This window comes from Kordia sp. E (assembly GCF_056033805.1).
This window is the reverse complement of sequence record NZ_JBRASR010000003.1, coordinates 208,497-222,974: the sequence shown is the minus strand read 5'-3', so window position 1 is coordinate 222,974 and position 14,478 is coordinate 208,497. Positions and strand designations below refer to the sequence as shown.

11 protein-coding genes are annotated in these 14,478 nt (G+C 34.4%); 9 read left to right on the top strand and 2 right to left on the bottom strand.

The annotated features are described in order from the left end of the window. Positions 1–47 precede the first annotated feature (47 nt). On the bottom strand, positions 48–6,401 hold the full coding sequence (locus tag ACUUYC_RS14050) for a PKD domain-containing protein (protein ID WP_474266671.1): 6,354 nt from the start codon (positions 6,399–6,401) through the stop codon (positions 48–50). 15 nt (positions 6,402–6,416) lie between these two features. Continuing rightward, positions 6,417–6,836: a hypothetical protein gene (locus ACUUYC_RS14045; RefSeq protein ID WP_474266669.1), complete on the bottom strand. Its 420-nt coding sequence runs from the start codon at positions 6,834–6,836 to the stop codon at positions 6,417–6,419. 366 nt (positions 6,837–7,202) lie between these two features. Between ACUUYC_RS14045 and folE the strand changes: the two genes are divergently transcribed. From folE to ACUUYC_RS14000, 9 genes are all read left to right on the top strand, one after another. Beyond that, a complete protein-coding gene (folE, locus tag ACUUYC_RS14040; protein ID WP_474266668.1) occupies positions 7,203–7,883 on the top strand; it encodes a GTP cyclohydrolase I FolE in 681 nt (226 codons plus the stop codon). 23 nt (positions 7,884–7,906) lie between these two features. Beyond that, a complete protein-coding gene (gene cysS, locus ACUUYC_RS14035) occupies positions 7,907–9,391 on the top strand; it encodes a cysteine--tRNA ligase (RefSeq protein ID WP_474266666.1) in 1,485 nt (494 codons plus the stop codon). 36 nt (positions 9,392–9,427) lie between these two features. Further along, a complete protein-coding gene (locus ACUUYC_RS14030) occupies positions 9,428–10,099 on the top strand; it encodes a hypothetical protein (RefSeq protein ID WP_474266665.1) in 672 nt (223 codons plus the stop codon). Between the two features lie 20 nt (positions 10,100–10,119). Then, the gene (gene yidD, locus ACUUYC_RS14025) at positions 10,120–10,365 is read left to right on the top strand and encodes a membrane protein insertion efficiency factor YidD (RefSeq protein WP_474268497.1); all 246 of its coding nucleotides are present in this window, start codon (positions 10,120–10,122) and stop codon (positions 10,363–10,365) included. 73 nt (positions 10,366–10,438) lie between these two features. Then, positions 10,439–11,302 (top strand): prolipoprotein diacylglyceryl transferase, encoded by an 864-nt coding sequence (gene lgt, locus ACUUYC_RS14020; RefSeq protein WP_474266663.1) that lies wholly within the window; start codon positions 10,439–10,441, stop codon positions 11,300–11,302. After that, positions 11,299–11,775 carry a DUF192 domain-containing protein gene (locus tag ACUUYC_RS14015; protein WP_474266662.1) on the top strand — a complete coding sequence of 159 codons (477 nt, stop codon included), beginning with the start codon at positions 11,299–11,301 and terminating at the stop codon, positions 11,773–11,775. Before lgt ends, ACUUYC_RS14015 begins: the two co-directional genes overlap by 4 nt. A gap of 115 nt (positions 11,776–11,890) precedes the next feature. After that, on the top strand, positions 11,891–13,528 hold the full coding sequence (locus ACUUYC_RS14010; RefSeq protein ID WP_474266661.1) for an eCIS core domain-containing protein: 1,638 nt from the start codon (positions 11,891–11,893) through the stop codon (positions 13,526–13,528). Positions 13,529–13,605: 77 nt separating this feature from the next. Next, positions 13,606–13,965: a hypothetical protein gene (locus ACUUYC_RS14005; RefSeq protein ID WP_474266660.1), complete on the top strand. Its 360-nt coding sequence runs from the start codon at positions 13,606–13,608 to the stop codon at positions 13,963–13,965. A 284-nt stretch (positions 13,966–14,249) separates the two neighbouring features. Beyond that, positions 14,250–14,453 (top strand): hypothetical protein, encoded by a 204-nt coding sequence (locus ACUUYC_RS14000; RefSeq protein ID WP_474266659.1) that lies wholly within the window; start codon positions 14,250–14,252, stop codon positions 14,451–14,453. Positions 14,454–14,478: the final 25 nt, after the last annotated feature.

Below are 14,478 nucleotides of genomic sequence, written 5' to 3'. Positions count from 1 at the left end.
TATTTAGTCAATTTAACATTTAACATTTTTATACAAAAAAACCCTTACTAATCATTATAATTAGTAAGGGTTTTAAAAAAAGGCGGCGACATACTCTCCCACATTTCTGCAGTACCATCTGCGCTAATGGGCTTAACTTCTCTGAGTACTCGAAGTGTCATAGTGATATCGGTAGTACATCCTGCGCTATTGGTTGCTCTGATGCTAATTGTTTGTGGATTAATTATATTTTGATACGCTGATGGGTCTGCTATTGGCGTGTCACTGGCTAAATCCGCTGCACTAGCATAATACGCAAGTGTTAAACTAGTATCACCACCTGTGATCTCTAAGTATTTATCGGTTAGATCAAAAGTAGTAAGTTCATCACTAGTATCTCCACTTAACTCATCATCACAGAGTTGAAATTGAGTAGGTTGTACCAGTACTGGCGGTCCAACCACAATGATGTCAAAACTACCAATGGCAAAACATTCAGTAGTGTTGTGTTCTAAACGTACCCAGATTGTTTGCTGATTGGCTACAATGTTGGTATAGTTTGTAAGGTTCACAATAGGATTAACATCATCTTCTGCATCCATTTCACTCTCGTGATAACTAAGGGTGAAGTCTCCTGGTGTTTGTGTTCCATAGATTTCTGTTTGTGTCTGAGTCAGATCAAACATATCAAAGCCATCTAAACTTGACGCATCATCACACTCTTCTAAATCTGTAATTACCAGTGGTAATACTGGAATTGGTGTAACTGTTAATAATAGTGGTGTAACAGTAAAACATCCTGTCACAGTATTGGTTGCCAAGACATAGATTGTTTGACTATCCATCATAATGTTAGTATATGGAGAGGCAAGTGGGAATAGATTCATCTGTGCATTTTCTAGTGTCTCATGGAAACTATAAACTACATCAGGCTCATTGTTGATAATATCATTTACCAGATCATTTAAATCAAATAATTGGAATCCATCATTGTCCTCATCACAGATGTCAGCTGTTAGCATTCCATTTGGATCAAGAGTTGGACTCGGAAGTGGATTGACTCTAATATCAAAGGTAATCGTATTTACACATGTTGTGGTATCATTAGTGGCTCTTACAAAGATGGTTTGTACACCAATCTCTGTATTGCTATACATCGTTGGATCCGCTATAGGAGTATCACTAGCTAGATCCGCTGCATTAGCATAGTAGTTAAGACTAATTCCTGGCGCGCTGTTAAGTAAGTCCTCAGCAAGAGACGTTAGATCAAATACTTCAATCCCATCATTAAGGCTAACGGCATCACATGCTTCTAAACCTGTGAGTTGTACAAGCGTTGGCAATTCATTGACAACAAGAGTTAGATTGGTTACTGTAAAACAACCTGTGGCTAAATCCTCCACACGTACCCAAATCACTTGTGGGCTTGGAGGTATGTTGCTATAAGCGTTTGCATTGTTGATCTGACCTACACCAGTTCCTAAAACAGCATTGGCCTGTGTGTTATAATAAGAAATATCATGAGTTAAAGGATCTTCCCCGTTTAGAATGTCTGGTTCACTTTGAGTAAGATCAAACTGTGCAATTCCATCAGTATCGGTATCACACTCAGCAAGAATTGTTGCATCCATAGCAGCAACCTCAGGTGAATCGTGTACAATTAAATCAAGTGACACAACATTGAAACATCCCGTAAGGACATTCTCCACACGGACATAAATTGTTTGAGTATAGGCATTGATATTAGTATAGTTATCCGCTAAAACATTCACATTGTTATCAGCATCTTCTGGAGTTTCGTGATAAGTTACTGTTACTTGTCCTGGAATTACACCGCCAGTAATTTGACTCTCAGTACTTCTGATATCAAAGATTCCAAAACCATCATTGTCTGTATCACAGTATTCTAATGGTGTTGCAGGGAAAACTCCAGGTGTATCATTAATGTTAACCGTAAGTTGGGTTACAATATGACAACCTGTATTGATATCTTCTACACGTACAAATACAGTATACATCGTTGGCGTTGCTGTGTTATCATACGCAGCAGCATTGATCGCAGCCATATCTGTATCTGCATCAGCTTGTGTTAAGTGATAGGATACATTTAAATCTGGATTCATTGCCGTGATCTCATCGTTTTTAACCGTTAAATCTACTAAAGCAATACCATCGGCAGTTTCATCATCGCAGGCTTCTAAATCTGTAGGAACAACGAAAAGTGGTAATGGTGGTACTTGTAATTCAAAACTCCCTACTTGGAAACATCCAAGAGGATTTACAGCTCTAACAAATATAGTATCTCCATTAAGTCCGTCTATTGTAGTAATTGGTGATACATCTCCATTTGCATTAGCAAGTGTTTCGTAATATGTAATAGTAAGACCTACTTGTCCATTTTCTATGACGGTTGTATGTGTTGTTAAATCAAATATCTCCATCATATCGCCTGTATTGTTAAAATCACAAACAATCATTGGTGGAATGTTATCTAAATTCGGAAGTGGATCTACAATTAAGATGAATTCAATCACATCAAAACATCCAGTAATATTATCCGTTACTCTAGCATACACAGTTTCCAAAAGAGGCGTTACCGTTGTGTATAATCCCATAATTTCTGTACCAGCAACTCCTGCCTGTGCAGCAGCATCAGTTGTATAATAGGTTACAGTGGCAGTTCCTACTAAAGCACCTAAAATCTCAGCGTCTTTTGTAGATAGATCAAATGTTCCTAATCCATCAGTATCATTTCCATTTGTACCTTCACACACACTAAAGTTTGTTGGTACAGTTGCTACGATTGCAGGATTTACGATTAAACCTATAGAAGATGTGTTAAAACATCCAGTAACTGCATTTTCAATACGAATGAAAATTGTTTGGCTATCACTTACATATATTGCCGGAAGCGGTGTTCCGCCACCTGCAATTGCATCTGCTAGTGTTAGGTAATAACTAATTATTAATGGATCTGCAGAAGTTTGTGCTGCAATTATTTGAGCATCAGCATCTGTTAGTGTAAATTCAAAAAAGCCATCAGTATCATCATCACAAACTTCTAACGTTGCTAGAGGAACTGAAATTGGCAATAAATTCACTTGTACTTCAAAACTAGTTGTCGTATAACATAAATTTGTTGGGTCTGAACTACTAACTCTAACAAATATTGTTTCTAATAAATCTGTATTTACATAAGTCGTTGGTAAAGCTGCTGTATTTCCTTGTGCATCTGGCAATGTTGGATGATAAGAAACAGTTACATCAGCAGCATTTTGAGTTCCAATAATTATTGGAGTTTGCGTCGTAAAATCGAATGTTTCTGTTCCATTATTTGAAGTATCATCACAGACAACCATATTTGCTGGCTGAACTGCTGTTGGTTGATAGTCTACACATATTTCAAAGCTTGTAGTATCAAAACATAAAGTATTCGCATTATTTTCTATACGAACATGTATAGTTTCACAATCAGCCATGTTTGTATATGGACTTACTAATGCATTACTATTAGCCATTGCATCTGCTAGTGTTGGATGAAAAGTAACAGAGAATGCCATTCCATCTTGTGTTCCAAGTACAGTTGCTTGCAGCGCTGCTAGGTCAAATGGAACAAATCCATCATTACTATCATCATCACAAACTGTAATATCTGCAACTACATTTGCTACTGGTAAAGTATTTACAGTGATATCAAAATTCGTTATTGCATAACATATATTTGTTACATCTGTGCTACTAACCCTAACGAATATAGTTTCTGTTGCATTCGTATTTGTATATGATGTTGGTAAAGCTGCTGTATTTCCATCTGCATCTGCTTGTGTTGGATGATAAGAAACTAGTATATCTCCAGGGTTTTGAGTTCCTGTAATTATAGTAGTTTGCGTATTGAAGTTAAAAACTTCTATACCATCATTTGAAATATCATCACAAACAATCATGTTTGGAGGCTGTACTGCTGTTGGCTGATCATCTACGCATATTTCAAAGCTTGTAGTATCAAAACATGTAGTATTCGCATTATTTTCTATACGAGCGTATATTATTTCACAATCAGCCATATTTGTATATGGACTTGCTAATGCATTACTATTAGCGTCTGCATCTGCTTGTGTTGGGTGAAAAGTAACAGAGAATATCATTCCGTCTTGTGTCCCAAGCACGGTTCCTTCCAAAGCTGCTAAATCAAACGGAGCAACTCCATCATTTGTATCATCATCACAGACTGTAATATCTGCAACTACATTTGCTATTGGTAATGCATTTACAGTAACACTAAATTGTGTTGTAGAGAAACATCCTGAGGCAACATCTTCAACTCTTACAAATATTCCTTCTGTTTGATTTGTATTATCATACATTGTTGGTAAAGCTCCAGTATCTGCATCAGCGTCTGCTTGTGTAGGATGAAAAGTAATATCAAATAACATTGGATCTTGCGTTCCTATTATGTCTCCAATTTGAGTTGTAAAGTCAAATGTTTCTATTCCATTATTTGATAGGTCATCACAGACAACCATATTAGCTGGTTGTGTAATTGTTGGTGTTACACCATAAGTAATAACAACAGAATCTACTACATCACATCCATTATCATTTACGGTAACGCTGTACGTTCCACCTACCATTCCAGTAACTACAAAAGTTGGGTTTGTAGCTCCTACAATATCAGTACTATCTAAAGCCCATTGATATGTAGCCGTTGTAGATGCGATATCAGCATCTAGTGTAATATCTCCTGTAGCTGTATCACATAGGTTTTGATCTGGACCTAAATCTACATTAAAAGGATCTAAAATTTCTACAGTTACATCATCTGTAACCGTTACAGTATCTCCATTACAGTTAGTATAAATTACTTGTGCAGTATATGTTTCTGTTGATGGAGGACATACATTAATTGTTGCAGTTGTACCTACAACAGCTCCTGAAGAATCTAACCAAGAGAAGTCAACAACACTGTTTCCAGCTGGAGTAAATCGCCATGCTTCGTCGTTTGTAACCCATGGTGAATCAGATGTATTTCTTCCTGGCGGAACAAAAGCTGTATCTCCAGCATCATTCTGAATACCAAGTGCCGTAGCACCACCTTGCCATGTATTACACGTTGGCTTGTCTTTAATATATATATCAATTACATTGGTCGTTTCATAAAAAACTGCCATGTGTGTTGCCAATAAGTTATTACAAGCAGTTGAATATAGAGGCACTTCAAAATAAGAAACCGCTAATACTCTGTTTGGAGCAGTACCTATAATTTCCCAAGCAATTTCCTCAGAGTTACTCGGTACAGGGTCAATATCATGTATAGGCGTAAAAACATTTCCATGTCCAAGCACATCATTTGTATTATTTGGCAAATCTTGATTAAATGCATAGCCACTACCCGTATCTGTTCCATCTACATCAAAACGAATCACTCCATTAGATCCAATTTGAAATTGTGTTTCCGTATCAGTGAAAAAACAAAAATCAAATGGCAAACTTTCTACATCCGACCATCTGTCATCTGCATTAGGATTTAGTGAATTAGTTAACCCACTAAAACTAAAAGGTGGAACAAAAGGTATTTGCTCTATAGTATAAGTATTTGTTTCTCCGATATCCAAAAATTCGGCAGTAATATCAGTACAACCAGTACTCGCACAGTCTAGCACGACATCATCTCCAGCACTTACAAAAGGATTACCTGGTGTTGATGCTCCTACAATGACTCGTAAATCAATAACGTTTTCATTTCCACAACCTTCCGCATCTACTACTGTATAAGTTACAATATAGACACCTGGTGTTGTATATGGATGTGTTACAGTTTGTCCATTTACTACTGGTGTTCCGTCGCCAAAATCCCAAGTATATGTAGCTCCTGTTCCATCAGAAGAAAATGTAGCACTACCATTAAATGTAACAATTTCATTTACGTCAGCACTAATAATGTTAGCTGCATCCGCTGAAGGAGTTGTACTATCTATGTTAGCAATAACTTCTTGACATGCACATGTTACTGTAGCTTGCCAACCTATATTTACTCCTGCGGCATCAGAAACAAATCGCACTGTTAAACAACCAGTTGGGTTTGCACCTGAAGCAACAACAATTCCTGGCGAAGCAGTTCCTGTGTATGTTCCTATTAATGGTGCAGATATGTCATCTCCATCAAAAATATCCATGAAATCACTTCCATTTTGAAGACCAAAAGAAGTAAAGTCTAGTTGAGCTCTTTCACCTGCCGAAGAAGGACAAATGGTTAGCACAAAACTTTCGTTATTTGCGTATTGTCCGGCTCCACCACCACCAGTATCAAAAAACGTGGGTGAAGTTCCACAATCAAAAGAAATATTACCATCTTGCATATTAAAGTCTTGACTCAAAACAACAAAAGGCAATAAGAGTAGAAGGCTAGTTAGTATTTTTTTCATTGGTATTGCTTTTTGTTAGTTCTTTTGAGATTTAATAAACAATATATGTTGTTTGTCTATTCTGTATATCACAACTTCATTTGAAAATAGATTGATATCATATTTCAAGGGATTGAAATTACTTTGATTAAAAGAGAAGTCTTTGAAAAGGTTACTATTGTATGTTTTTAATAGCGCAACTTCTGAGAGATTTTGGTATTCTTCACCATCTTTAAATTGTTGCTTGTAGATTGAAACTCTATTTAATAAAAGATTTTTGAAACCTTTATAGCGAATTGCATCAGAAAAGATAATAGCTTCCGCTTTGTCTTGGTATACTTCTTTTATTAATTTATCTATTTGATGTTCTTTGAATTTAAATTCATTGTTTTTAGTCTGAGCATTTAGAGAAAGCCCTAAAAACAGGAACATCACACATATATAAATTTTACGCATAATAGTTGTGTTTGGTTGAATTCTAGGTTATTAATTTTAGTGTAATATCGTTTTTTAATTGCTTAGAAAACGACTCATTTCTTTCATTACTATATATAACAACAATACCTATAAAAATCCGACATTGTGTTAAAAAAATTATTTTGAAATGCGGAAAATTAAGAAAATTTTATGATATACATAATTCTTTAACACATTTATTTACGGCACGTTCCGTTAAATCATATTCAATAATTAATTATCTTTGCTGTCTTGTTAAATTTTGAAAAAAACTGTGTACGTATAATATGTAATTTAGAAGTTTAAAATCTTCTACTTTTTCCATAAACTACAACACACTTTTAACCTTAAAGAAAAATTGAATCGATGAAAATAGATAAGGCGCTTGAAGAAGAAATACAAGCTATGGGAGATGATCATATTATGACTTCATACGACACTCCATTACGCAAGGATGCTTTTGATTTGAGCGACGACGAAAAAATAGTAAGCATCAAAAAAGATGTTGCTAATATTATGGAAACTTTAGGCTTAGACATGACAGATGACAGTCTTAAAGGAACACCAAATAGAGTTGCAAAAATGTTTGTTAAAGAAATTTTTGGCGGATTGCACCCTGAAAGAAAACCAAAAGCTTCTACTTTTGACAACAAATATAAGTACAATGAAATGTTGGTAGAAAAAAACATAACCGTTTATTCTACTTGTGAACATCATTTACTTCCAATTGTTGGTAGAGCACATATTGCTTACATTTCTAAAGGAACTGTTGTTGGACTTTCTAAAATGAATAGAATTGTTGATTATTACGCTAAAAGACCACAAGTTCAAGAGCGCTTAACGATTCAGGTTGTGAAAGAACTACAAAAAGCACTCGGAACCGAAGATGTTGCCTGTGTTATTGACGCCAAGCATCTTTGTGTTAATTCTCGCGGAATCAGAGACATAGAGAGTAGTACTGTAACCGCAGAATACGGCGGAAAATTTAAAAACGAAAAAACACGTCTAGAATTCCTAGATTATATTAAATTAGATACAAATTTTTAAACAATCACATTTTTTATTAAACCATGAAATTATATCAAGAACAAGAACTGAAAATATACAATTCCCTCACAAACCAAAAAGAAGTTTTTACACCTATAAATGAAGGTCATGTTGGAATGTATGTATGCGGTCCTACAGTATACAGCAATGTACACTTAGGAAACGTACGAACGTTTATGTCGTTTGATATGATTTTTAGGTATCTAACTCACTTAGGCTATAAAGTACGATATGTACGAAATATTACTGATGTTGGACATTTAGAAAACGATGCCGACGAAGGTGAAGATAGAATTGCTAAAAAAGCACGTTTGGAAGAATTGGAACCTATGGAAATTGTACAACGTTACACTGTAGACTTTCATGAAATTCTACAAAAATTCAATTTTCACCCACCAAGTATTGAACCAACTGCAACTGGACATATTATTCAACAAATAGAAATTGTAAAAACTATTATTGAAAATGGATTTGCCTATGAAGTTAATGGTTCTGTATATTTCGACGTATTAAAGTTTAATGAAACAAACGAATACGGAAAACTTAGCAAACGTAATGTTGAAGATTTAGCTCACAATTCAAGAGCGTTAGATGGTCAGAGTGATAAGAAAAATCCACAAGATTTTGCACTTTGGAAAAAAGCTGACGAAAAACATATCATGCATTGGCCTTCTCCCTGGAGTGAAGGTTTTCCAGGTTGGCACCTAGAATGTACTGCAATGAGTACAAAATATTTAGGAGATCGATTTGATATTCACGGTGGCGGAATGGACTTAAAGTTTCCACATCACGAATGTGAAATTGCTCAAAATGAAGCTTCAAAAGGAACTTCGCCTGTAAACTACTGGATGCACGCAAATATGTTGACGCTGAATGGTAAGAAAATGGCAAAATCCACTGGAAACAATATTCTTCCAAGTGAAATTTTCTCTGGTGACAGTAAACATTTAAGCAAAGGATTTGCTGCAAGTGTAGCGCGTTTCTTTATGATGCAAGCCAATTACAGAAGCATTCTTGACTTTAGTAATGACGCTTTATTAGCTTCTGAAAAAGGATTCAATAAGCTTATGGAAGCTATGAAAACCCTTGATAGCTTACAACCAATTGGCGATAAAACTAGTTTTAACTTTTCCGTTTGGAAACGTAATTGCTACAATGCTCTAAATGACGATTTTAACACACCAGTTTTAATTGCAGATTTATTTGATGCTGTAAAGTATATCAATCAGTTGAAAGATGGAAAAGCAACAATTTTAGCGGAAGATTTAAAAGCGCTAAAAGAAAGTATGCATGCCTTTGTTTTTGAAATCTTAGGATTGGAACAACAAAGCGGTTCATCAGATGATGGAGATTCACTTTCGGGTGTTGTGGAACTATTAATTAGTCTCAGAAATGAAGCGAGAGCAAATAAAGATTTTGCAACTTCTGATAAAATTCGTGACGAATTATTAGCTTTAGGAATTCAATTGAAAGACGGAAAAGATGGAACTTCTTTTTCTGTCAACTAGTATTGCATATATAACTAACTCAACAACATACAGTACATGGATGGTCTTGGAATTATTTTCATCATTGTTGGTGGTATTATTGTTTTATACAATATCATCATTCAATTTTCAAACTTGACAAAAATTATTCAATATTCTTTTGCAACCAATTCACTTGGAAGTTATTGGGAATATTATTTTAAGAATAATTTTAGCCTAAGAGCCATTATATCATCTATGATTGGTTTGGTAATTGCAATCGTGATTTTCTTCATCATTGCGCCTTTTATTTTATATAGAAAGTATGTATTAAAAAATGACATTGATAGTCAGTTAAAATCTGGCTTAATGTTCAATTATGAAGAATCGTATCCACACATTAACAAAGAAGCCTTCTTTCAGACAAATATTGATTTTTTAAATATTAAAGATGTAGATGTTCCAATTGTAGGAAGTATACGTGTTGACTTGATAATGATTATGGCGAAGATTTCTGAATATTGCGAAACCAATAACAAGGAAGTTGATTTTAAAGTCATGGAAAAAGTAAAACTAAGCAATAAAGCCACTGCAACTATTCCTGTGATGATGACAGTAAACAATCGCGAATATCCTTTATATCTTATTTACACAGATGAACATCAAGATAAGTATAAAGAAATGAAGAAATTATTGTTTCAAAGCGGTTATAGAGATTGTATTTATTTTTCACCAGAAAAAATAGTGTAACTTTAAACTAATCAAATTAAATAACTATTAAAAAAATACTTATATACCCGTTTATTTTGCTCATTCGCTTTTACCAAGGCGCAATTTCTCCATTTACACCTTCAGCCTGTCGTTATACTCCAACTTGCTCACATTATACAGCAGAAGCTTTGCAAAAACACGGTTTATTTCGTGGCGGAAAACTAGCAATCAAGCGTATTTTTAGTTGTAATCCATTTGGCGGAAGCGGACACGATCCTGTACCAGATGAATTGCCAAAAAAATAACATTCCTTTCACTATTCACTTTCCTTAATTTCCGTTTCGTTTCCCTATATTTACATTTTGTAAACAACCTCATATGCACTTATTAAGTTTTCCGTGGCATCCTAATGAAACTCTATTCAGTTTAGGTCCAATTGAAATAAGATATTATAGCCTAATGTTTATCATTGCGTTTAGTTTAGGATATTATATCTTAAAACGAATGTATGAAACAGAGAAAGTTCCTTTAGAATATTTAGATTCTCTTTTCATGTATTCAGTAATTGCCACCTTACTTGGTGCGCGATTAGGGGCTGTTATTTTTTATGATTGGGATTATTACCAAGATCACTTAATAGAAATTCTACTACCAATAAAACAAGATCCGAATGCCACTCTTTTTGGATTTATAAATGGTTATAAATTTACAGGATTTGCAGGTTTAGCAAGTCATGGAGGAGCTATTGGAGTTATTTTCGCCATGTATTTACATCGAAAAAAGCATCAGTACAAATCTTTACTTTGGATTTTAGATAGAATTGTAGTTCCTGTAGCTATTGGTGGTGCTTTTGTACGACTTGGAAATTTCTTTAATTCTGAAATAGTTGGAAAATTTACCAACTCTAATTTTGGAGTCATATTTCAAGAAAGAGGCGATACACTTCCGCGACATCCTGCACAATTATATGAAGCAATTTGCTATGTTATTCTATTTATTCTTTTATGGTACCTATACTGGAAAACAGATAAAAAAGAAAAACAAGGATATCTTTTTGGATTATTTTTAGTGCTTTTATGGACTATACGTTTCTTTGTAGAATTCGTAAAAGAAAGTCAAGGTGGATTTGAAGATAAGTTAGGAAATGTATTAACGACAGGTCAATGGTTAAGTATTCCGTTTGTAATTGTTGGATTCTATTTTATGTTTAGAAAAACAAAAAACACAGCTACTGAAGCATGAAAAAATTCTTAATACTACTTAGTTTCACGATTGCTTTTGTTTCGTGTAAGAATGATGAAAACAAAAAAGTAAAAACTGTCGAAATTAAGTTCACTAAAGAAGGTGAATTAACGATTAGTAAGGCTAGCGGCGATGAAGTTATTACACTTGATATTGAGTTTGCAGAAACAAATTACGAACGTGAAACTGGTTTGATGCATCGTACATCAATGGAAGACAACCAAGGAATGTTATTTATCTTTTCTGCTGAATTTCCTCGTAATTTCTACATGAAAAACACCTACATTCCATTAGACATTATTTACTTAGATCAGCATAAAAAAATCGTGAATTTTCAAGAAAATGCCGTTCCACTTAATGAAGAAGGTTTACCTTCTGAAATTCCAGCAATGTATGTATTAGAAGTAAATGCAGGATTGGCTGAAAAATGGCTACTCGAAATTGGCGACAATATCAGTTTTGCAAAGAATTAAACATAAATTCCACTAAATTTCTTCAAATTTCAGAGGAAAAAGGGACTTTTTCCCCTTTTATAGTAGCATACTAAACAATACATTTGTTAACAGTATCTACTAAAAATTATGTCAAATGCATGCGTATTCATCAATCACTAGCGACACTATCCAAAGGAAAGGTTCTAATTCAAATACTTTCATTAAAGAAAAAGGAAACAAAAACAATTTCATTCCTTCAGATATACAAACGAAACTAACTATTGGCAGCTCGAATGATAAATATGAAAAGGAAGCCGATCAAGTAGCTGATAAGGTAACGAAAATGTCTAATGCTTCTGTTACTACTACTAATGAATCACAAACAGTGCAACGAAAACCATTAAGCGCTACGCTTAGTCCTCTTATTCAAAGACAAAAAGGAGAAGAAGAGGAAATGGTTCAAATGAAAAAAGAAGGAAGTAACAACAAATCATCAACCACATTAGATACATCTCTAAAAAATAGTAAAGGTAGTGGAAAAACGATGGATTCTTCAACACGAAGCAGCATGGAAAATAGTATTGGTGCTGACTTTTCAAACGTAAAAATTCACACGAATGAAAATGCAGTACAAATGAATCGTTCTTTATCTGCCAAAGCGTTCACACATGGAAATGATATCTATTTCAATAAAGGACAATACAGACCAAAAAGCTCAGAAGGAACACATTTACTTGCACATGAATTAGCACATGTAGTACAACAAAAAGGAAATAAAACACAAACAAACTTAATTCAGCGATATTTTGATGCTTCTGGATCAAAAGGAAGCGCAATTGGTAGTTCATACCGTATTTCAGATGATTTAACGACAGCAGTAAAAGTTGGATACCCAAATCATGATTTTTACGCAAAAGCGGGTAAAGTGGCCGCTGCTAATGTTAAATTAGCAGCTGTAGGCTCAGGCATAGAATTAACAGAAACTGGAACTACTTTTGATGTTTCTAATGCAGCAGGCACCAAAAAAACACTCAAAAAAATAGAAGCGACAAATAAACAAAATGCTACATCTGGTGATAACATGAAACTGATTGACGATTGTGGAGATAGTTGTGCTGTGGTAGTTGGTGGCGACTCACGTACTGCATTACATAGAGATTCCATGACTGGATTAGATGCCAAAACAGCTGCCTCTATACCTTCTCTCATGAAAGCAGAAGTTATGAAAAAACTACTCAATAAATGGCTTACAATGGCTTCAACTTCTGCCGCTATAAAAATTAAGATAAATGATACTATTGCTAAAGCTGATGCGAAAAAATTAGAGATAGACGCTGCACTTACTGCGTATAGAGCAGCAACCACCGAGGCTGAAGAAGAAATAAAGTTAGATATTTATTGGTCAAAAGTAGATGCATATGGAGATATTATGATGTCTTTTTACAACACACTACCAGAAGCCAATAGAGAAGAAATTGATGAGTACTTAAAAATAAATCAGTTTGCACGTCCTGATGTTGGGCAAGGATTCACAATGTCTTCTGGCGGTAAAAATTACGCAGGAAAAGATACTTGGAATTTCCATTGGGCAGGTGTTATTATGAAAAGTGATAATCAACAAGATACTATTACATTAGAAAATTATGCAGTTCCTGGAGATGTAGAAAACGAAAAATGGGATATCGCTATGTATGGTCCTGCCAGTAAAGAAGGACAAACTTTCCATGAACAACACCATGACACAGAACAACATGGAGACAGACCTACTACCATGGCAATTGAAAAGAAATAATGAAACAAAGGACACTAATATATACACTTCTACTAGTTGTATTTACCATGTGTAATTCTAAAAAAACAGTTGACACAATGCAAAATGATATTTTAGATTTTGAATTTAATAAAGAAGCTACCTTAACTGGTTTATATACAAAAAGTAGCATTGCAAAACGCGGTGAAGCTTTACATACTGGTCACTATAAAATAGTAGTAAATGACACGCTAGAAGTTATCTTATTACAACCATATAAAAAAGAAGCAATCCGCAAAAAAGAAGAAGTTGAGCGTTTTGAAGGAAAAAAAGTAACTGTTACAGGAATTATTATGGCAAAAACAACTTTGTCTGCTTCTTCTTTAGAAAACCGTCCTGCTTCTGTAAATATCCCTTGTTTTATTACAATTGAATCTATTGAGTTAGCTGAACAAAAAGAAGGCGACGAAGAAGAATAAAATACTTATTAAACTCATCTTATTAGTTTTTCATTTTTAGACTTCACCATTAAACAAAACATCAATTACTACTTTTAAAGTTTCGAAAAAAAGCATAACCTACCACAAATGAAACGAATTATAACACTGAGTAACATTTCTCATGCCAACTCACACAACCTACTTAATTACAGTGTTTTAAAATACATATTCTCGCCTGCAATTCGATAATCACGACTTACTTCATTATTTTTATCACCATCACTTTCATAGTTTCGTATTGATTAATTATTAAAACTGTTATTATGAAAAAACAAAAATTAAAAGTACTAGGGTTAAACAAGCGATCTATTTCTAATTTAGCAGGAGGAAAAGCTGCTTCACCAACAACAATGAATTCAAATATCACTTGTCAAATACCAAGTTTATGCGGCTCTTTTGACTTATGCGATTTAACGATTAATTCAATAGAAATTTGTGCAACACGTCCACCTGCATGTGCTGGATAATACTAACACATTAGATAGCACAAAA

Bases quoted from the DNA above. Each gene is read 5' to 3' on its own strand.
- ACUUYC_RS14050 (WP_474266671.1), bottom strand. From the start codon at position 6,401: ATGAAAAAAATACTAACTAGCCTTCTACTCTTATTGCCTTTTGTTGTT.
- ACUUYC_RS14045 (WP_474266669.1), bottom strand. From the start codon at position 6,836: ATGCGTAAAATTTATATATGTGTGATGTTCCTGTTTTTAGGGCTTTCT.
- folE (WP_474266668.1), top strand. From the start codon at position 7,203: ATGAAAATAGATAAGGCGCTTGAAGAAGAAATACAAGCTATGGGAGAT.
- cysS (WP_474266666.1), top strand. From the start codon at position 7,907: ATGAAATTATATCAAGAACAAGAACTGAAAATATACAATTCCCTCACA.
- ACUUYC_RS14030 (WP_474266665.1), top strand. From the start codon at position 9,428: ATGGATGGTCTTGGAATTATTTTCATCATTGTTGGTGGTATTATTGTT.
- lgt (WP_474266663.1), top strand. From the start codon at position 10,439: ATGCACTTATTAAGTTTTCCGTGGCATCCTAATGAAACTCTATTCAGT.
- ACUUYC_RS14015 (WP_474266662.1), top strand. From the start codon at position 11,299: ATGAAAAAATTCTTAATACTACTTAGTTTCACGATTGCTTTTGTTTCG.
- ACUUYC_RS14010 (WP_474266661.1), top strand. From the start codon at position 11,891: ATGCATGCGTATTCATCAATCACTAGCGACACTATCCAAAGGAAAGGT.
- ACUUYC_RS14005 (WP_474266660.1), top strand. From the start codon at position 13,606: ATGCAAAATGATATTTTAGATTTTGAATTTAATAAAGAAGCTACCTTA.
- ACUUYC_RS14000 (WP_474266659.1), top strand. From the start codon at position 14,250: ATGAAAAAACAAAAATTAAAAGTACTAGGGTTAAACAAGCGATCTATT.